Raw genomic sequence first — 18,439 nt, 5'->3', positions numbered from 1 at the left:
CTCACCAACAACCCCGAGAAGCGCGCCGGGCTCGAAGGCTACGGGCTCACGATCCACGCCCGGGTGGCGCCCTCCAACTCGCACCAGGCGCGACTCGAGAAGGTTGACGGCCGGGCAAGCAGCGACAGGCAGTTCAGAATCGAGGCCCATGTAACACACGGTCTCGGCGTCATAGCCGCCAGTGCCACGATCGACGGACACAGGCTGCGGTGAGTCGGTTGCCATTCAGGCGCCTCTGAGGTTGGGATGGATCGGACGGCCAAAGCGCTCCGCGCCCACCACCTGCGTACAAAGCCGGGGGTCGACGACCCCGGCAACAGGAAGATGGTAACGGTGACCGGCCTTGGGAGATCGCTCCGCATGGCAACTCCAGCGCAGACAACGCCGATCATCGCGGAGTGTGAAGGGCGCGACGCGCATTTCCCGCCAGGTAGCCGGGTTGATCTCGCAAAGGATTCCGCGAAGCTGTACCGGGTCAGTGCTGCGGGCTCAGGTGGCATTAGGGCTATGTCGAGCTGGATCATCGAGCTGATCCAGTAGCAGTCCGATCGCGACCTCGACTGGCTGATCTGCCTATCGGTTGACTTGCGCCCGTTCCGCGACAATCTGCTGCAGATCGCGACGGGCTGTGGAGTAGCCACCAGCGGCGGCGTCGCGTCATAACCGATAGCCTCGACCTGGAACGCGGGGGATGGGCTGCTACTGCATTTGGCCCCAATGATGTGCTCCCCTGCAAGGGGGCGTCCCGGCACGGTATGAGGTTCCCCCGCTTGCTCGGAGACCGACGATCATGGCTGAAGGGCCGTGAAGGGAGTCTCCGATGGCAGCACCGAAGAAGTACCCCGATGAGCTGAGTGAGCGCGCGGTGCGGCTCTACCGGGAGTCTGACCCCAAGCCGGTGATCCGGCGGCTGGCCGAGCAGCTGGGTGTGCACCACGAAGCGTTGCGGAACTGGATCCGCCAGGACCAGGCCGACCACAGTGAGCGCCACGACCGCCCGACCAGCTCCGAGACCGAGGAGCTGCGCCGGCTGCGCAAGGAGAACGCCGAACTCCGCCGGGCCAACGAGATCCTCAAGGCGGCGAGTGCTTTTTTCGCCCAGGAGATGGACCCGGCAAGGCGCAAGTGGTGACCGCTGTCGAAGCCCTGAAGGGCCAGTTCGGGATCGCCCCGATCCTGACAGTTCTCGGTGTCGCCGCATCGACCTACTACGGCTGGCTCGCCCAGCAACGCGACCCGTCGCAGCGCCGCCGTGCTGATACCGAGCTGCTCGACCAGATCCGCGAGATCCACGACCGCTCCGGCGCGACCTACGGCGCTCCACGGGTGCACGCCACCCTGCGCCGCCGCGGACGGCACGTCTCCCGCAAGCGGGTCGAGCGGCTGATGCGCGAGCACGGGCTGCAGGGCGCGTTCCTGCGCAAGCGCTGGCGCGCAGCCTCGACCAGGCAGGACCCGCGCCATACCCCGGCCCCAGACCTGGTCAACCGGGACTTCACCGCCTCGGCGCCGACCGGTTGTGGGTCGCCGACGCCACACGCATCCCCTGCGGGGAGGGCGTGTTCTGGTTGGCCGCGGTCCGCGACGCGTTCTCCAACCGGATCGTCGGGTGGCGCTGCTCAGATCGTTGCGACACTGACCTCATCCTCGGCGCGCTCGAGTATGCGGTCTGGACTCGTAATGTCCGCGCAGACCAGGTCGTCCATCACTCGGATCGCGGCTCGAATTACACGTCTCTGCGCTTCGGGCAACGCCTAGAAGATCACGGAATCCTAGCGTCGATGGGGTCAGTCGGCGATTCGTAAGATAACGCTCTCATGGAGAACTTCTTCTCCGCACTCAAAACCGAGCTCGTCTACCGGACATCATGGCGCACCCGCGAACAGGCCGAGAACGCGCTATTCGCCTACATTGACGGCTGGTACAACACTGAACGCATCCAGGCCGGGCTCGGGTGGCGCTCACCCGACGAGTACGAGGCCACTTGGCGCACCCAGACCAGCGTCCTGGACGATCAACCCGCAACACCCATCGACGGGGCCGACCCGGCACCCGCCAGGTAGCAAGCACTCCGAGCTACCGGGGGAACCTCAACCGGGAGATCCTCGGGATGCGGGTCAGCTCAGCCGAGGACGGCGCGGGCTGGTTGGGCCTCTCCGCGATCTCACCGCCCGCGGCCTGTCCAGGGTCCGGTTGGTCACCTCCGATGCTCACGCCGGTCTGATCGCGGCGATCGGGGCGACATCAGGTTCCTCCCCGCGAACCGTCCAGGGTGCAGCAGTTCCGTAGGGATGGCCGCCACGCCGAATGGTAGCCAGAAGCCTTCTGTCAGGATACTCTGCCGCAAGGATTGGATCCCATCAGTATGACGGCTCGACCAGTCGATCGTTCGACTTCCCGATCTCGGCCCTTCACTCGGCGGTAGGAGAGTCCATGGCCCACTCGGCTTCAAACCGGCGGAGACGCCATCCGCGCCTCGCCTCACGGCAGCGGATTCTGGCGCCTGTGCTGGTGGTCCTCGTCGCGGCGCTGCTCGTCGCGTGCGGCGGTGGGACGCGTTCGCAGTCGGACTCCGCCAACGGTGGCGATGCCGGCTTTGCCCAAGGCGAGATCGACCGCGACGGGACGATCCGGTACGCCGGCACGGCGCCGCCGACCTCGTTCGACCCCATGACCAGCCAGTCCGAACTGGACATGCCGTGGCTCGCCCCAGCGTACGACCGACTGACCGCTGTCGATGAGGCCGGCGCGCCCGTGCCGCAGCTGGCGACCTCCTGGCAGCTCTCTCCTGACGGCAAGGCGTTGACGCTTCAGCTACGCCAGGGGGTCTCCTACTCCGACGCAACGCCCTTCGATGCAGCGTCGGTGAAGGCAAACCTCGACCGCTACCGAACCAACGAGAAGTCCCGGCTCAAGAACGACATCCTGATGATCACCGATGTCGACGTAGTCGACGCGTCGACCGTGACCATCCGCGTGACAGGCTCGGGCGGTGCGCTGCTGAACGTGCTGGCCTCCCGGGTCGGGATGATGGTGTCGCCGGCTGCGTTCGCGAACCCCGACCTCGACCAGAAGCCCGTGGGCGCCGGCGCCATGGTCCTCACCGGGTTCCGGCCCAAGACGGAGTACGTCTTCACCCGTCGCGCTGACTACTGGGATTCCGAAGCATTCCGCTACAAGACCCTCGTCTTCTCCGTCAACGACGGGTCCGGTGTGGTCAACCTGCTACGCACCGACGCGCTCGACTACGCCCGGCTGGCGGGGCCCGCCGCGCTGGAGGCCGAGTCCGCGGGAATCCGTCTCTTCCGCGCGCACAGCATCTCCGGCGCCCGGATCCTGCTCAACCCCACGCGCAGCAAGCTCGGCTCGAAGGAGGTTCGACAGGCGATCAGCCTGGCCATCGACCGCGACGCCACCTCCCGGATCGCTTTCAACGGCGACTGCGTCAAGACCGTCCAGCCATTTCCCGAGGGCTACTTCGCCCACTCGGCCACCGTCGACGCCGAACGCGAGGAGTGGGGTTACACGCGCAACGTCGCGAAGGCCAAGGAACTGCTCGCCCGGGCCGGGCTGCCCGAGGGCTTCGAGATGGACATGCTCGTGCCTGGGGTCCCCACGACCCAGACCCGCGCCGTCCTCTTCCAGCAGAACCTCGCCGAGATCGGGATCAAGGTGAACCTGCGGGTCGTTGACGTGGTCCAGGCCCGCGTCCTGTTCGGACAGGGCGAGGGTGACTCCTACGCCGGCGACGGTGCCTCCTACACCGACCCGTCCGTCTTCGCCGCCCAGCACTACCTCAAGGGCGGGTCGTCCAACCCGGGGAACCTGACCGATCCCGAACTGACGGCCCTGATCGACCAAGCCGCGGGCCCGCTCGACATCAACGCCCGCACCGCGCTCTACGACAAAGTGTTCGCTCGAGCGTTCGAGCTCGGCCCGGTCCACGTCTACCTCTGCAACCACGCGCTGCCGCTGGGACACCAGGACGACGTCGTCGGTCTGGACAGGTTCGACGGGGCCGCAGGCAGCGACGTGCTGCGCGGGGCCGCGAAGGTCAGGACCACCTGACGGGCTGGGGTCGCCGGCGATCCCGGCGACCCCGCCCACCGTCCCGACTGCCCCCGAGCCTTCAGAGGAGGACCGACGATGGTCACGATCGTCGGCCGGCGAATTATCGCGATCGTCCCGGTGCTGCTCATCGTGAGCTTCCTGACGTTCTCGCTGACCTATCTCGTCCCTGGCGACGCTGCCTCGGTCGCCGCCGGCGACAACGCGTCCGCCGAGCAGATCGAGCTCGTCCGCCGGCAGCTGGGGCTCGACCGGCCGTTCCTCGTCCAGTACGCGAGCTGGCTGTGGCACGTCGCGCAGGGCGGCCTGGGCACCTCGTTGCTCAGCAGCCGCTCAGTGCTCACCTCGCTCGTCGAGGCGCTGCCGGTGACGCTGTCGCTGACCCTGCTGGCGATGCTGTTCGCAGTCGTCGTCGGGTTGCTCCTCGGGATCCTCGCCGGCCTGCGCCCGGGCAGTGCTCTCGACCGCATCGCGACGACGGTGGCCTCCCTGGGGATCTCGATGCCCAGCTTCTGGCTCGCCCTGATCCTGGTCAACGTCGTGGCCCTCCAGTTCGGCCTCGCCCCCGTCGCGGGATACATCTCGATCGCCGAGGGCGGTCTCACCGGATGGTTCCAGCACCTGCTGCTCCCGGCCGTCGCCCTCGGCACGATCACCGCGGCGGAGGTGACCCGGCAGACGCGCGCCGGTGTCGTCGATGTGGGCGGGCAGGACTACATCCGCACGGCGGTGGCCAAGGGCATGCCGACCCGGGTGGTCGTCGTCAAGCACACATTGAAGAACGCCGCGATCCCCGTCGTGACGGTGCTGGGCCTGCAGTTCGGCGCGCTCGTCGGCGGCGCCATCGTGATCGAGCGGATCTTCGGGCTGCCCGGGCTGGGCACCCTCGCGATCGACTCCGTGCTCAACCAGGACTTCCCGGTCGTGCAGGGGCTCGTCCTGATGATCACGTTGTTCGTGCTGCTCGTCAGCTTCCTGGTCGACACCTCCTACCTGTACTTCAACCCGAAGGTGAGGCAGTCGTGATGGTCGTGGACGCGCCCGTGCCGGCAGCGAGCCCGACGCGCTCGCCGATGCGGGTGTTCGCGCGGCGGGTGCTGCGCAGCAAGGTCAACCTGGCGTGTCTGGTGTTCCTTGGGCTCGTCGTGGTGTGCGCGGTATTCGCGCCGGTGATCGCCCCGTTCGACCCGAACCTGCAGCACCTCGACAGCCGCTACCTGCCACCGTTCAGGTGGCCGTACGTGTTCGGCACCGATGACCTCGGGCGCGACGTGCTCAGCCGGGCTCTCCTCGCCAGCCGGGTCTCGGTGATCGCGCCACTGATCTCGGTCGGTGTGGCTCTCGCATTGGGCGTCTCGTTCGGGCTTGCCGCCGGTTTCGTCGGTGGCCGGGTCGACTCCGTGCTCGGCCGGCTGGCCGACGCGGTCAACTCGATCCCCGCGCTCGTCCTCGCCCTCGCGGTGATCGCGGTGCTGGGCCCGGGGCTGGTCAACGCCATGCTTGCCGTCGGCCTCGCCTCGGCGCCGCGACTGTTCCGGGTGGTGCGCGGGGCCACGCTCGCGGTACGGGAGGAGACGTACATCGAGGCCAGCACGGTCGTCGGCTGCTCGAGGCTGCGCACGGTCGCGGTGCACGTGCTGCCGAACATCCGCTCGCCGTTGCTCGTGCAGACCAGCCTGCTGATGTCGTTCGCGCTGCTTGCCGAGGCCTCGCTGAGCTTCCTCGGGCTCGGCATTCAGCCACCCGACCCGAGCTGGGGGGCGATGCTGCGCACCGCGTTCGAGCAGCAGTTCCTCGGACCCTGGCTGGTCGTCGTCCCCGGCCTGCTGATCATGTGCATGGTCCTGTCCTTCAACCTTCTCGGCGACGGCATCCGCGACGCCATCGGCCGAGAGCGGGGCACCTGGTGAGCTCGGAGGCATTGCTGCGAATTCGCGACCTGCGCGTCGAGTTCGCCTCCGATGACGGCTGGCAGCGAGTCGTCGACGGGGCACACCTCGACGTCCAACCCGGCGGGGCCCGCGCGCTGGTCGGCGAGTCCGGGTCGGGGAAGACCGTCACTGCCCTGGCAGCAATGGGGCTGCTGCCGCGCCGGCACAGCCGTATCCCCACCGGCCGGATCGAGCTCGCCGGCCAGAATCTGCTCGACCTCAGCGACCGGCAGCTGCGCCCGCTCCGCGGAACTGAGCTCGCCATGATTTTCCAAGAGCCCATGACCAGCCTCAACCCGGCCTACACCGTCGGCGAGCAGATTGCCGAGACGGTCCGGGTGCACACTGGCGCCTCACGCAAGGATGCCTGGCGACGAGCCGTTGAGGTTCTTGGTGAGGTCGGTATCCCGGCTGCTGCACGACGCGCGCTCGAGTACCCGCACACCTTCAGCGGCGGCATGCGCCAGCGCGTCATGATCGCGATGGCGATCTCGTGCCGTCCGAAACTCCTGATCGCCGACGAGCCCACCACCGCCCTCGACGTCACCGTCCAGGCTTCCATCCTCGCGTTGCTGCGGGAGCTGCAGGAGACCACGTCGATGGCGGTGCTGCTGGTCACCCACGATCTCGGGGTGGTCGCCGACTTCTGCGACGACGTCACCGTGATGTACGCCGGGCAGCCGGTCGAGGAAGCCGACACGGTCGAGCTGTTCGGCTCGCCCCGGCACCCCTACACCTCTGGGCTGCTGCAGGCCATGCCCCAGGCCGCGCACACCGGACTGGACTTGAGCTCCATCCCCGGCGTCGTCCCCCGCGCCGACCGCATGCCCCCCGGCTGCCGATTCCACCCTCGCTGTAGCCACGCGCAGGAAGGGCTCTGCGACATCGCCGAGCCGGACCTCGTCCCCGTCGACGGCGCCCACACCAGCCGCTGCCTGCGCATCCAGCGCGGCGAGATCGACGAGCTGTCACGGACGGTCGACGACCGTGTCGGGGCAGCCCGCGCCGACCTGGACGGGAGAACCTTGTGAGACAGCCAGCCGCGGCCCAGGCGACCTCGGCCGCTGCCGAGCCAGCCCCGCTCCTCGAGGTCGAGGACCTACGGAAGTCCTTCCGCCGCGGTGGCGGAAGCCTGCTGGGCAGGCGCGGCACCGCGGTCCGCGCCGTCGACGGCGTCAGCTTCACCATTCGGGCCGGCGAGACACTCGGCATCGTCGGCGAGTCCGGATCCGGCAAGTCCACCACTGGCCGGCTCCTGCTGCGTCTGCTCGAACCCGACTCCGGACGACTGCGTTTCGACGGTCAGGACCTGCTCATCGAGTCACGCTCGGCGTTCCGACACCGCCGCAGAGACCTGCAGATGATCTTCCAGGACCCCTACGCATCTCTTGACCCCACCAAAACCATCGGGGCATCGGTTACCGAACCTTTGCGGATCTTCGAGAAGACGACCCGCCGCGAAAGCGAGAACCGCGGCAGTGAGCTGCTGAGCCTCGTTGGCCTGCGCCCGGACCACCTCGGCCGCTACCCGTCCGAGATGTCCGGCGGGCAACGCCAGCGCGTTGCCATCGCCCGGGCACTCTCCCTGGCCCCACGCCTCCTCGTAGCCGACGAGGCCGTGTCCGCCCTGGACGTGTCGACGCAGTCGGACGTGCTCAACCTCATGCGCCGCCTACAACGGGAACTCGACCTCACCTATCTGTTCATCTCCCACAACCTCAGCGTCGTCCGGCACATGAGCGACCGGATCGCGGTGATGTACCTCGGCCGTATCGTCGAGATCGGCCCCGCCGACCAGGTCTACCTCCAGCCCCGGCATCCCTACACCCGCGCTCTGCTCTCGGCGATCCCAGTGCCTGACCCGCTGATCCAGCGGACCCGTCCGCGGATCGTGCTGACCGGCGACGTCCCTGACCCCGCTCACCCGCCGCAAGGCTGCAACTTCGTCACCCGGTGCCCGCATGCTGTACCGGTATGCCACGAGGTCGATCCGGTGCTGGAACCCGACGGCGGTGGGTACGCGGTCGCCTGTCACTTGAGCGAGGGGCAAGAAACGCCAGACAGGACTCCGAGATCATCCGCAGCTGCACCCACTCAGACAGGGCCTTGACAGTCCCACGCGCAGGTAATGGTGTCCGGTCCGGCCTCACCACCCTGACGGCGGGGAGCTCCATGAGGCTTCCGCGCAGGCGGCGACCTCGCTCACGCAGGCTGGGGTCGACCCGCACCTCAGGACCGGCGGCTTCTTCCTGTGCGAGCCCACTTGGCGCGCGGTGACGTCGCCTGCCCGCCTCCGCACATCCATCGCGAGCGCGAGTAGTGCATCCAGGTGCTCGAGTTCTGCGGCATGACGTGGTCGATGTGCCTGCAGGAAAGGGGTGTGGCGATGAAGCCGGCACTGCCGGAGGGCAGGTGCGGGGGGATGGGCCTGGCATCCCAGCCCGACTGATACCCATCGGGCATCACAGCCGACCGGAAGGGTCTTGGACGCCGCCCTCGCCCCGGGCGCACCGTGAAGTCACCGGCGGGAGCCGCCGGTGCACTCTCGCAGGTAGGGACAGGGTCATGGACGTCAGCAGTTCACTCACCGGCACCGAGGTCGTCGTCCTGGGCGGCACGTCGGGTGTCGGGCTCGCGACGGCGCAGCTGGCCGCCGGAGCGGGCGCGCAGGTCACCGTCGTCTCCAGCCGACGGACCAGTGTGGACAAGGCACTCGCCGGGCTGCCCGGGTCCGCGCGCGGCGTTGCCGCCGATCTCACCGACCCGACGGCCGTCCGCGCCGTGTTCGACGAGCTCGGCGCGATCGACCATCTCGTGTTCACAGCCGGGGAACCGTTGTCGCTCATGCCGATCGGCGAGCTGGACACCACTCGTGCGCACACATTCTTCGAGCTGCGCTACTTCGGCGCGCTCACCGCCGTGCATGCGGGCCTGCCGCACCTGCGCGACGGCGGCTCGATCACCCTCACCACGGGATCGGCCGGCGCAAGACCCAGCCCTGGCTGGTCAGTCGCGGCATCGATCGTCGGCGCGGTCGACGCGCTGACCCGGGCGCTGGCGGTCGAGCTGGCCCCGCGGATCAGGGTCAACGCGGTGTCGCCCGGGGTCCTGCGCAGCCCGATGTGGGACGCCCTGCCCGCCGCCGATCGAGACGCGTTCTACGCGGGCACCGCGGCCTCTGTGCCGCTGGGCCGGATCGGCGAGGTCGACGACCCCGCCCTGGCCTACCTCTACGTCATGTCCCAGCCGTTCGCGACGGGCACCGTGACGGCCGTCGACGGCGGAGCACTGCTTGCCTGAGCCGCGTCGCGACGGCGCACCCGCTGTCGTCGCCGCGTACCCCCGGCACGGGGTGACGCACGTACAGACGTGGTGCCGGCCCGCGGCGCCGTGTCACCCGCCGGAGGCGTCGGGCGAGGCCGCCGGCAACTCGGCGCAGGGCCTGCCGGGTTTCGCGGCGACATCGACGAAATCTCTGATCAGCGGGCTTCGACGGGCCGCCTCCCATGCGAGTGCGACCCGGCTGGGCCCGATGTCGGTGATCGTCGCGACGGCGATGTCGGGACGGGTGTAGAACGCCGCGACCGACTCGGGCAGCACCGCGATCCCGCGGCCGCGCGCGACGTGCTCCAGCTTCTCCTCGACGCTGTAGCGGTCCTCCTCGGCCGGCCGCGGGACCCGCTCGCGCATCTCCCGGGCGACGTCGCGCCACTCGGGGACGGCGTCCGGGTTCTGCAGCAGGTGCTCGTCGGCGAGGTCGACTAGGGTGACCTCGTCCTTGCCCGCCAGCCGGTGTGACGTGGCGACGACGCAGACCCGTGACTCCCGCGCGACCTCGGTCAGGCGCAGGCCGCGCTCGTCGACGGGCAGCCGGACGTAGGAGACGTCGACGCGGCCGTCGCGCAGCACCTCGACCTGGTCGTCCCAGCCGGTGCGAAGCACCTCGACCCGCAGCCCCGGGTGCCGCGCCTCCATGGCCGTCGCGGCGGTGGTGACGATCAGCCCGGGCATGAAGCCGATCGTGAACGTGTCGGTGCCACGCCCGGCGCGGACGACCCGGCGCTGGGCCGCGTCGGCGGCCGCGAGCAGGGTGGGCGCGTCCGCGAGCAGGGCCGACCCGGCCGCGGTCAGATCCACCCGCCGCCGGTCGCGGACGAACAGTGGCGTGCCCAGCTCGGACTCGAGCGCGCGGATCTGACGGCTTAGCACCGGCTGGGTGATGTGCAGCCGGTGCGCGGCCCGGCCGTAGTTGAGCTCGTCGGCCAGGGCGAGGAAGTAGCGCACCTTGCGCAGGTCGAGGTCACGCGGCATCCGACCTCCGATCGCTGGCGGCGACGTTCCCGTCCCGATCGTCCCAGAGATCGGGCCCGACCAGGCGAAGCGTCCGGTCACGCCGCAGGCGACGAGCTCGGGGTCACGAACACGTCGTCCGCTCCGCTGACGACCGGTGCCGGGCCCGTGCAGGCGGGGGGACGACCCGGTGGCGTCGCCCTCGTTCCAGACCTCCGCCGACGCGGAGACGACCGCGGACGGGATTCGGGAGTCGGCCTCCGGAACCGGTCCCACGCTGTCGCGTCGTCGAGGAATCCGGGAAGCCTCGAGGTAGTCGATCGACTCGGGAAGCACCGCGGCCATGGCCGAGACGGTGACCAGGCTGAGCACGGCGCCGAGCAGGAACGTCGCCCGCCACCCGTACCCGGCGGTGACCAGCGCGGCGATCATGCCCCCGACCACGCCGCGGAGCGGGAGCCCGACCGCGAAGAACGCAGTCGAGGTCCCGCGGCCGCGCTCACTGGAGTACCACGACCATGACCTGGAACCTCGTCATGGGCGATCTGTCGATCACGTCGCGGATACTCATGGACGCACCTTTGGGCCTCTCGGGAAGTGTGCCGGATTCGGCTGCGTGAGCATCGGGTGGATCGAAGATCGTCGGGGCGGTCCGGTCCGTGCAGCGGACCGCCGTCCGAGCCGTCAGCCGGGGAGCACCAGGCGTCCGTCGACGCGGCGGGGCACGCCGACGACCGGGACGTCGCGCAGTTCGTCCGGGAGCACGTCGGCCGGAGCGTCCTGCCAGGTCAGCGGGCGCAGGAACCGGCGGATCGCGGTCGCGCCGACGGAGGTGTGCAGGCTGTTCGTCGCCGGCCACGGCCCGCCGTGGTGCTGGGCCCAGCTCACGGCGACACCCGTCGGGTAACCGTTGAAGACGAGGCGGCCGGCGGTCCCGGCGAGGACGCCGGCCAGTTCGGGGACCGGTTCGCCGGCACCGGTGTGGACGGTCGCGGTGAGCGACGCGGGAAGCCGGCGCAGGACGGCCGTCAGCCCCGCGGTCGCGGCGTAGCGGACGACGACGGCGGCGGGCCCGAAGTACTCGGCGAACACCTCGTCCGGGAGGTCGTCCGCCCGGGCGGTGACGAGCAGCGGTGCCACTGCGAACCCCGTGTCCGCCGCGTCGCCGGCGGCAACGACCGTGACACCGGGGGCGCACGCGAGCCGGGCGGTGTCGTCGACGTAGAACCGGTGGATGCGTTCGTTGAGCAGCGGGACGACGCTCGCGCCCCCGAGGGCGGCAGCCGCCGCGGTCACGACGGCGTCGCCCGCCGGCCCGTCCGGGACGAGGACGAGGCCCGGCTTGGTGCAGAGCTGGCCCGCCGACCCCGTGACCGAAGCGACGAGACCTGCGCCGATCTCGCCGGCCCGTTCGCGTGCGGCCGCCTCGGTCACGACCAGGGCGTTCAGGCTGGAGAGCTCGCCGTAGAACGGTATGGGCTCCGGGCGGGCATCGATGATGTCGAGCAGGGCCCGCCCGCCGGAGAGTGACCCGGTGAATCCGACGGCCCGGATCGCCGGGTGTGCGACGAGCTCCTGCCCGGCCCGGCGCCCGAACACCAGGCCGAGCGTCCCGCGCGGCAGCCCGGCGGCCTCCAGCGCCGCGGTCAGGACCTCGTGCACGAGCCGTGAGGTGCCGGGGTGCGAGCCGTGACCCTTCACCACCACCGGGTCGCCGGCGGCCAGCGCCGACGCGGTGTCGCCCCCTGGCACCGAGAACGCGAGCGGGAAGTTGCTGGCGCCGAACACGGCGACGGGGCCGATCGGGACGAGCATCCGGCGCAGGTCGGGGCGCGGTCCCATCGGCGTCGGGCCGGCGTGGTCGATCGTGACCTCGAGGTAGCCGCCGTCGGTCAGGACGTCGGCGAAGAACCGGAGCTGGAACGCCGTGCGGGTCAGCTCGCCGTTCAGCCGGGTGTCGCCGAGCGCGGTCTCCGTGTCGGCGATCTCGACGATCGGCGCGCGGGCGGCCTCCAGCGCGTCTGCGAGCGCGCCGAGCAGGCGGGCCCGTGCGGCCCGGTCGAGTGCGGCGATGGCCGGTGCTGCGTCGGCGGCGGCCCCGACGACGTCGCGGATGTGGTCGTCGGTGCTCTCGACCACCTCCGGGGGCAGGTCGAGCCCGGTGCGGGGATCGGTGCCGGTGACGGGCCGGTGTTCGGTGGTGGTCATGGGGGTCCTCCAGGAGATCGGCGCGGTGACGGTCAGCGCGGTGACGGTCGGCGCTTCGGTCAGCGCGGTGGCAGCGCGGCGACGACCTCGGTGTCCACGCCGGTCGGGCCGAGGTGCGTGGCGCCGCCGGGGGTGCCGAGCGGTGCGTCACGGCCGGCCAGGACGACGTCGAAGAATGCCGCGTTGTCCGTGGTGTTCCAGGCGGCATCCGTGCCGGCGATCGTGCGGTCGGCGACGGCCGCCGCTGTAGGGCAGGCCTGCTCGCACGCCCCGCAGTCGATGCACTCCACGGGGTTGATGTACATCTTCCGGTCGCCTTCATAGATGCAGTCGACCGGACATTCCTCGAGGCAGGACCGGTCGAGGACGTCGACGCAGGCGTCGGTGACGACGTAGGTCATGGCGGTGCCCCTCTCGCTCAGATGAGTAGGCCGGCCTCGGCGACGAGGGCGTCCGTCGAGTGGCCGGGGAAGGTCGAGACAGTGGGGTCGAGGTGGACCGCGGCGTGGTTGACGGCGGTGGCCGCCTCGCCGAAACCGACCGCGATCAGCGGAACGCGCCCGGGACAGCTGCAGACGTCGCCCGCGGCGAAGACGCCGGGCCGCGACGTCCGCATCGCGGTGTCGACGACGATCTTGCGGTCGGTCACGTCGAAGCCCCAGCCGAGCAGCGGGCCTGGGTTGGCGACGAAGCCCAGCGCGGCGACCACGCTGTCGCACCCGACCTCGGTGAGCCCTGCGCCGATCACTGCGACGTCGGTCACCGCTGCGGCGTTCACCGGGCCGCGCCGTCGTAGATCGCGAAGACCTTGTTGGACACGAAGATGTTCGACGCCGCGAACGTCGTCCAGCTGGGCGCGACGCCCAGCTCGCGCATCGCCCCGACCAGCGCCCACCAGTTCAGCAGCTCCTGTTGGCCTGCCTTCTCGGCGTCCGCGAGGGTCGCGTTCTCCCAGACGGAGTGGTCCCCGGTCACCAGTGCGTCGTACATGCGCTCGTCGGCCGCGGAGTCCGGGAACAGCCGGAACGTCGAGTCGACCAGGAAGCTGTGCGACCAGCTCGAGCTCGCGACGAGCGCCACCCGGAACGGGCTGTCGGCGCAGATCCGGGCGACGGCCGCGCCGACGTCCATGATCCTCGACGGGCTCGGCGACGGAGGGTCGAGCTCGCGCTCGACGCCGAGCGGGGAGATGTTGCCCTGGTAGCTGATCACCTTGCGGCCGTAGCAGTTCAGCGGGAAGGCGACGACGGGGTAGTCGAACCCCTGGCGGTCGTAGTCCAGGTAGAGCACGGTGTTGAGGAACGCGTGGGCGAAGCCCGGGTGGTGCAGCGGCTCGTAGGCGTAGGGCACGTCGACGCCGCAGTTCATCAGTCCCTCGACGAGGTGCCTGGCGAACGGCCGGTGGCCGCGGATGGTGCGCGCGGTGTCCTCGTCCTCGCCCCAGACGTTCGGCTTGCCCCTCATGTTCGAGGACTCGTCGGCGTGCCGCCATGGATGGACGACCTTGTCCTCGTAGGCCAGCACGGCGTACGGCGGCACGAGGTCCTCGCGGAAGTTCTCGTACTGGTCGTCGCCCCAGATCAGCACGACGTCGGGGTGGAACTCGTCGAGCGTCGCGCGGATGCGGCGGAAGCCCTCCAGCAGCGCCGCGCGATGGGCCTTGCCCGCCGCGACACCCTCGTCGTCCGCCCACTCCCGGCGGGCCCGCTCCGGCCAGGACGCCGGGTCGCGCAGCTCGGCGGGCAGCCGCGGATCGGCCAGAGCGCCGCGGAAGACCCTGGTCAGGTTGTCGTCCGTGCCGCTCAGGGGTGGGTAGTGCGTGACCCCGAGTCCCAGGATCTCGGCCATGGGTGCTCCTCCTCGTCGTCGAGCGGGTTGTGCCGTCGAGTCTCGGAAGCCCCGGCGGCCGCGACCACGGCTCGGACCGGCCAGTGGACCGGCGGGTTACCGCAGCGGACCACCACGCCGGACGATCGGAGCCGTGACCGACCTGATCGAGACCCAGGCGCCCGACACCGCGCGGCTCGCCCACGTCCTGCACCACGCGCGAACCGGGCATGTCCTGCTCGACGCGACCGCCGAGACCGCTGCGCTGTCGCCGGCCGACGCGTACGCGGTGCAGGACCGGCTGACGGCGCTGCGGCTCGACGAGGGCCGCTGCCACGTCGGATGGAAGCTCGGCTACACATCGGCGGTGATGCGCCGGCAGATGGGCGTGTCCGACCCCAACTTCGGCCCGCTGCTCGACGACATGGTGCTGCACCACGGGGCCACCGCAGCCGGGTTCCTGCATCCGCGGGTAGAGCCCGAGATCGGCATCGTGCTGGCCCGGGACCTGTCGGGGCCCGGGTTGCTGATCACCGAGGTCGCGGATGCGGTCGCCGAGGTCCGCGCCTGTCTGGAGATCGTCGACTCGATCTGGTGGGACTACCGGTTCTCCGCCGAGCAGAACACCGCCGACGGCTCCTCGGCGGCGGGGGTCGTGCTCGGCCCGGCCCTGGACGTCGACCCGCTCCGCTGCCACCGGGTGCCGGTCGAGCTGACCGAGGACGATGCGCTGCTGGCCACCGCCGTGTCGGCCGCGGCGAGCGGGCACCCGTTGCACGGGGTGGCCTGGCTGGTTGCGGAGCTCGCGGCGCGCGGCCGCCACCTGCGGGCCGGCGAGTTGGTGATCACCGGAGGTCTCACCGCCGCGACACCGCTGCGGGCCGGGCGGGTCCTGTCGGCGCGGTTCGGCCGGGGCACCACCGTCTCGGTGAGCAGACCGGCGGGCGAGCCGGACGCCGCCTTCCTCCCTGCGGGGGCCGTCGTCTGATCACCGGCCGAGCTGCGGGTGGCCGAGGCTGCGGCTGATGGCGAGTGCAGCGGTGCGGACCGCCGCCTCCAGCCGGACCGGCTGCAACCGCTGGGCCGGGCCCGTGACCGACAGGCCCGCGACGGCACGGTTCCCGTCGCGGCCCACGTAGCTCTCGACGACGATCGCCGCCGCCACGCAGACGATCCCCCGGGTCCCCTCCTCGCGGTCGTAGGCGAGGCCGGTCTCCCGGATCCGCTCGAGTTCGCGGCGGAACCGGGACCCGTCGGTGATGGTGGTGCTGGTGCGGGCGGGCATCGGCGCGCCGACCACCCGGGAGATGGCGCTCTCGTCGCTGAAGGCGAGGATCGCCTTCCCGAGCCCCGTGCAGTACGCGGGCAGCCGCGACCCGACGGCCGACGGGGCGGGAACGCTGTGCCGGCCGGTGAGCTTCTCGACATAGATGATCTCGGTGCCGTCGAGCACCCCGAGCTGCACGATCTCGCCGGTCGCGACGAGCAGGTCGGACATGTAGGGCAGTGCCGTGGCCCGCAGCCGGCGCGAGGCGGGCACGTGCTGACCGAGCTCGAACAGGTGCAGCCCCAGCCGGTACCCGTAGCCGCCCCGCTCCAGCATCCGGTGGGCGACCAGGTCCGCGGCGAGCCGGTGCACCGTCGCCTTCTTCAGTCCGGTCCGGCGGGCGAGCTCGCTGAGCCCCACCTCGCCCGACGACTCGGCGACCGCGTCGAGGATGAGGAGCAGCCGGTCGCCGACGGACCGGTGCTCCCCGGCCTCGTCGGCACTGATTCGCATTCCGTGGATCCTCGGTGGTCCCGACGGGCGGGTCGCTCAGCGCAAGCCGAGCAGGTCCCGCCAGCGCCGCCAGAACGCGCGCTGCTGGACCTCGTCGGCCGCGGTGAACGGGCCGCCGGCGGCCTCCTTGTGGATCCCCCGGGAGATGTCCGACCACGGCGACTCCGCCGCGGTGGCGAAGCCCTGCTGGCACGACTCGCAGGCCTCCATGTCGTCCGGCGTCGCGAGGCCGCCCGGACCCTGGAAGGTGACGTAGGAGTCCAGCCTGCGAGCGCGCACCGACTCCGGCTCGCCCTTCGTCGCGAGCGTCCACTGGGCGATCACGGTGCGGCCCGCCGCGGTCGGGGTGATGGTGCGGATCACGACGCCCATGATGTCGTTGATGACCAGGTTCGGGAAGACGAGCAGGTTCCGGTCCGTCGTCGCGATCCGCCGCGCCCGGTCCGCGTCGAACCGTTCCTCCAGCTCGGTCCGGCGCGCCTCGACATAGTCGCGGTTCTCCTCGCCCATCGCCGGGGTCCAGCGCGCGACGGGCCGCGCCCACGGGCCCTCGACGGTGATCACCGCGTGCCCACCGCCGAGATCGCGGGCCTCGGTGGGCCTGCGCGGGTCGAGGTAGGAGTCCTCGGTGGCCTTGAGGTAGTCGAAGTAGGTGCGGTGCAACGGGATCAGGTGGTACCCGTCGAGGCTGTTCTCGACGAACAGCTTCCAGTTCGCCTCCATCGAGTACTCGTGCATGCCCTCGACCACCTCCATCTCCGGGGACTGGTCGGCCACGAGGTCGAGGTAGTCGCGCGCCTCGCCGAGGTAGGTGGGCAGGTCGACGGCGTCGGGATCGAAGCAGCAGAAGACGAAGCCGCGGTAGACGTCCACCCCCGGCGGGGAGCTCAGCCCGAAGCGGGACCGGTCGAACCCCGGCCCGTAGCCGTCCGCGTCGGGCAGCCCCGTGAGCCGACCGTCGTTGGAGTAGGTCCAGGCGTGGTAGAAGCAGGACATGCCGCGGGCGTTGCCGTCGGGGACCCGGCACAGCTGAGCACCGCGGTGCCGGCACGCGTTGAGGAACACGCGGACCTCGCCGTCGGTCCCGCGCCACAGGATCAGTGGCCGGCCGGCGACGGTGCGGGCGCGGAAGTCACCGGGGGCGGCGATCTCCGAGGTGTGCCCGACGTAGAGCCAGCACCGGTCGAAGACGGCCTTCTGCTCCTCGGCGAACACCGCCTCGTCGACGAGCGCGGCGCGGTCGACCCGGAAGAAGCCCTCGGCGGGACGATCGTCGACCAGCCCGGCGGTCCCGGTGAGCGCGGCAGGTTCGAGCAGTTCGGTCATGTCTCCAGCTCCATCGCTACGAGGTCGGCAGGCCCAGCAGGGCGGCCGGGTTGTGCATGCGGACGGCGGCGGCGAAGCCGGCCGGCAGCCGGGGGTCGTCGAGGAAGGCCACGGGATCCGCCGGCATGAACGGGTGGTCGGTGCCCAGCACGATGCGGTCGGGGCCGACGACCTCGACCAGGTGCCGCAGCAGGCCCGCGTCGAACAGCAGCGGGTCGTACCAGAGCCGGCGTGCGGACACGACGGCCGACTCCGGCATCAGCTCCCGCAACGCGGGGGTCGTGTCCCGCAGGAAGTCGATGCGCGGCAGCTCGGTGACCAGCGAGCCGCCGCCGTGGCTCGCCAACAGCCGCAGTCCGGGCCTGGCGGCGATCGCGCCGGTCGCGATCAGGCCACCGATCGCGGTGCCGATGCTGGCCGGGAACAGCACCCCGTTCGCGGCCATCGGGTGCGGGTAGTCCGCGACCCCGGCGCCGCCGACGGCGTGGACGAACACCAGCAGCCCGAGCCGTTCCGCCTCGTCGAGGAACCCGGCCCAGGCCGCGGTGTGCAGGGCGGCCGTCGGTGGGCCTGCGGGTAGCTCGACGCCGACGAGCCCGGCCCGGGCCACGTCGGCCAGCATGGCCGCGGCAGCGTCGGGGCTGCGCAGCGGCACGAGGCCGAGCCCGGCGTAGAAGCCACCGTGGCGCCCCAGCTCCCCGGCGAGCCAGTCGTTGAAGGCCCAGGCGTAGTCGGCACCGTCGCCCGGCGGGGCCCAGGGGGCGAACAGCTCCGGCATCGCCGAGAGGAGCTGGCCGGTTCCGCCTGCCGCCGCCGCCTCGTCGCGGCGGGCGTCGAGGTCCCAGGCCACGCGCCGGACGGTCCGGAACACCGTCCCGGCCACGAGGACGTCGCCGGTGTCCGGCCCGGGTTCGAGCCGGGCCCACCGCGGATCGGTCGCCGCGAGGCGGTCGAGGAACGGGGTAGTGGGCGGCACCACGTGGGTGTGCACGTCGTACACGTCGGGGCC

General features: G+C 70.9%; 18 protein-coding genes and 3 pseudogenes. 13 read left to right on the top strand and 8 right to left on the bottom strand.

Annotated elements, in window-relative coordinates; translation table 11 throughout:
- From TOK_RS33245 to TOK_RS07100, 12 genes and pseudogenes are all read left to right on the top strand, one after another.
- Positions 1-213, top strand: a pseudogene (locus TOK_RS33245) (bifunctional 3,4-dihydroxy-2-butanone-4-phosphate synthase/GTP cyclohydrolase II); the annotation flags it as partial.
- A gap of 607 nt (positions 214-820) precedes the next feature.
- Positions 821-1,132 (top strand): transposase, encoded by a 312-nt coding sequence (locus TOK_RS07150; protein WP_253258234.1) that lies wholly within the window; start codon positions 821-823, stop codon positions 1,130-1,132.
- A pseudogene (locus TOK_RS35270) lies at positions 1,126-1,416 on the top strand (IS3 family transposase); the annotation flags it as partial. The gene TOK_RS07150 and the pseudogene TOK_RS35270, both read left to right, overlap by 7 nt.
- Positions 1,417-1,559: 143 nt before the next feature.
- Positions 1,560-1,805, top strand: a complete 246-nt coding sequence (locus tag TOK_RS35265; RefSeq protein WP_374754863.1) for a DDE-type integrase/transposase/recombinase — start codon at positions 1,560-1,562, stop codon at positions 1,803-1,805.
- Positions 1,806-1,817: 12 nt separating this feature from the next.
- Complete coding sequence (locus TOK_RS07135) at positions 1,818-2,063, top strand: IS3 family transposase (protein ID WP_098957004.1); 246 nt, start codon at positions 1,818-1,820, stop codon at positions 2,061-2,063.
- 32 nt (positions 2,064-2,095) lie between these two features.
- Positions 2,096-2,244 (top strand): annotated as a pseudogene (locus TOK_RS07130) (transposase); the annotation flags it as partial.
- A gap of 63 nt (positions 2,245-2,307) precedes the next feature.
- Complete coding sequence (locus tag TOK_RS07125) at positions 2,308-4,068, top strand: ABC transporter substrate-binding protein (protein WP_098957003.1); 1,761 nt, start codon at positions 2,308-2,310, stop codon at positions 4,066-4,068.
- A 78-nt stretch (positions 4,069-4,146) separates the two neighbouring features.
- On the top strand, positions 4,147-5,094 hold the full coding sequence (locus TOK_RS07120) for an ABC transporter permease (protein WP_098957002.1): 948 nt from the start codon (positions 4,147-4,149) through the stop codon (positions 5,092-5,094).
- Entirely contained in the window at positions 5,094-5,978 is an 885-nt protein-coding gene (locus TOK_RS07115) for an ABC transporter permease (RefSeq protein ID WP_098957001.1), read from the top strand. Before TOK_RS07120 ends, TOK_RS07115 begins: the two co-directional genes overlap by 1 nt.
- A complete protein-coding gene (locus TOK_RS07110; RefSeq protein WP_253258233.1) occupies positions 5,975-7,030 on the top strand; it encodes an ABC transporter ATP-binding protein in 1,056 nt (351 codons plus the stop codon). The genes TOK_RS07115 and TOK_RS07110 overlap by 4 nt, the downstream gene beginning before the upstream one ends.
- Complete coding sequence (locus TOK_RS07105) at positions 7,027-8,109, top strand: ABC transporter ATP-binding protein (RefSeq protein ID WP_098957000.1); 1,083 nt, start codon at positions 7,027-7,029, stop codon at positions 8,107-8,109. Before TOK_RS07110 ends, TOK_RS07105 begins: the two co-directional genes overlap by 4 nt.
- Before the next feature lie 455 nt (positions 8,110-8,564).
- The gene (locus TOK_RS07100; protein ID WP_098956999.1) at positions 8,565-9,299 is read left to right on the top strand and encodes an SDR family oxidoreductase; all 735 of its coding nucleotides are present in this window, start codon (positions 8,565-8,567) and stop codon (positions 9,297-9,299) included.
- A 93-nt stretch (positions 9,300-9,392) separates the two neighbouring features.
- On the opposite strand, the gene TOK_RS07095 is transcribed toward TOK_RS07100, so the two are convergent.
- The 5 genes from TOK_RS07095 to TOK_RS07075 form a co-directional block, all read right to left on the bottom strand.
- Positions 9,393-10,721 carry a LysR family transcriptional regulator gene (locus tag TOK_RS07095; RefSeq protein WP_253258232.1) on the bottom strand — a complete coding sequence of 443 codons (1,329 nt, stop codon included), beginning with the start codon at positions 10,719-10,721 and terminating at the stop codon, positions 9,393-9,395.
- Between the two features lie 252 nt (positions 10,722-10,973).
- Complete coding sequence (locus TOK_RS07090) at positions 10,974-12,497, bottom strand: aldehyde dehydrogenase (NADP(+)) (protein WP_098956998.1); 1,524 nt, start codon at positions 12,495-12,497, stop codon at positions 10,974-10,976.
- Positions 12,498-12,556: 59 nt separating this feature from the next.
- On the bottom strand, positions 12,557-12,898 hold the full coding sequence (gene fdxA, locus TOK_RS07085; protein ID WP_098956997.1) for a ferredoxin: 342 nt from the start codon (positions 12,896-12,898) through the stop codon (positions 12,557-12,559).
- A gap of 17 nt (positions 12,899-12,915) precedes the next feature.
- Positions 12,916-13,260, bottom strand: coding sequence for an FAD-dependent oxidoreductase (locus TOK_RS07080; protein WP_253258231.1), 345 nt, complete (start codon positions 13,258-13,260; stop codon positions 12,916-12,918).
- Between the two features lie 11 nt (positions 13,261-13,271).
- On the bottom strand, positions 13,272-14,345 hold the full coding sequence (locus tag TOK_RS07075; protein ID WP_098956996.1) for an extradiol ring-cleavage dioxygenase: 1,074 nt from the start codon (positions 14,343-14,345) through the stop codon (positions 13,272-13,274).
- 133 nt (positions 14,346-14,478) lie between these two features.
- Between TOK_RS07075 and TOK_RS07070 the strand changes: the two genes are divergently transcribed.
- Positions 14,479-15,312 (top strand): 2-keto-4-pentenoate hydratase, encoded by an 834-nt coding sequence (locus tag TOK_RS07070; RefSeq protein ID WP_172457454.1) that lies wholly within the window; start codon positions 14,479-14,481, stop codon positions 15,310-15,312.
- On the opposite strand, the gene TOK_RS07065 is transcribed toward TOK_RS07070, so the two are convergent.
- The 3 genes from TOK_RS07065 to TOK_RS07055 are packed head-to-tail and all read right to left on the bottom strand — an operon-like array spanning position 15,313 to position 18,430.
- Positions 15,313-16,104 carry an IclR family transcriptional regulator gene (locus TOK_RS07065; protein ID WP_098956994.1) on the bottom strand — a complete coding sequence of 264 codons (792 nt, stop codon included), beginning with the start codon at positions 16,102-16,104 and terminating at the stop codon, positions 15,313-15,315. It lies immediately after the preceding gene.
- A gap of 36 nt (positions 16,105-16,140) precedes the next feature.
- A complete protein-coding gene (locus tag TOK_RS07060; RefSeq protein ID WP_098956993.1) occupies positions 16,141-17,430 on the bottom strand; it encodes an aromatic ring-hydroxylating dioxygenase subunit alpha in 1,290 nt (429 codons plus the stop codon).
- Between the two features lie 16 nt (positions 17,431-17,446).
- Positions 17,447-18,430 carry an amidohydrolase family protein gene (locus TOK_RS07055; protein ID WP_172457453.1) on the bottom strand — a complete coding sequence of 328 codons (984 nt, stop codon included), beginning with the start codon at positions 18,428-18,430 and terminating at the stop codon, positions 17,447-17,449.
- Positions 18,431-18,439: the final 9 nt, after the last annotated feature.

It is taken from the genome of Pseudonocardia sp. N23 (assembly GCF_002583555.1).
Lineage (GTDB): Bacteria > Actinomycetota > Actinomycetes > Mycobacteriales > Pseudonocardiaceae > Pseudonocardia.
This window is presented reverse-complemented; position numbering and strand designations above follow the sequence as displayed.

Coding starts and splice junctions, on each gene's coding strand:
- TOK_RS07150 (WP_253258234.1), top strand. CDS start 821: ATGGCAGCACCGAAGAAGTACCCCGATGAGCTGAGTGAGCGCGCGGTG.
- TOK_RS07135 (WP_098957004.1), top strand. CDS start 1,818: ATGGAGAACTTCTTCTCCGCACTCAAAACCGAGCTCGTCTACCGGACA.
- TOK_RS07125 (WP_098957003.1), top strand. CDS start 2,308: ATGGTAGCCAGAAGCCTTCTGTCAGGATACTCTGCCGCAAGGATTGGA.
- TOK_RS07120 (WP_098957002.1), top strand. CDS start 4,147: ATGGTCACGATCGTCGGCCGGCGAATTATCGCGATCGTCCCGGTGCTG.
- TOK_RS07115 (WP_098957001.1), top strand. CDS start 5,094: ATGGTCGTGGACGCGCCCGTGCCGGCAGCGAGCCCGACGCGCTCGCCG.
- TOK_RS07100 (WP_098956999.1), top strand. CDS start 8,565: ATGGACGTCAGCAGTTCACTCACCGGCACCGAGGTCGTCGTCCTGGGC.
- TOK_RS07095 (WP_253258232.1), bottom strand. CDS start 10,721: ATGATCGCCGCGCTGGTCACCGCCGGGTACGGGTGGCGGGCGACGTTC.
- TOK_RS07090 (WP_098956998.1), bottom strand. CDS start 12,497: ATGACCACCACCGAACACCGGCCCGTCACCGGCACCGATCCCCGCACC.
- fdxA (WP_098956997.1), bottom strand. CDS start 12,898: ATGACCTACGTCGTCACCGACGCCTGCGTCGACGTCCTCGACCGGTCC.
- TOK_RS07075 (WP_098956996.1), bottom strand. CDS start 14,345: ATGGCCGAGATCCTGGGACTCGGGGTCACGCACTACCCACCCCTGAGC.
- TOK_RS07065 (WP_098956994.1), bottom strand. CDS start 16,104: ATGCGAATCAGTGCCGACGAGGCCGGGGAGCACCGGTCCGTCGGCGAC.
- TOK_RS07060 (WP_098956993.1), bottom strand. CDS start 17,430: ATGACCGAACTGCTCGAACCTGCCGCGCTCACCGGGACCGCCGGGCTG.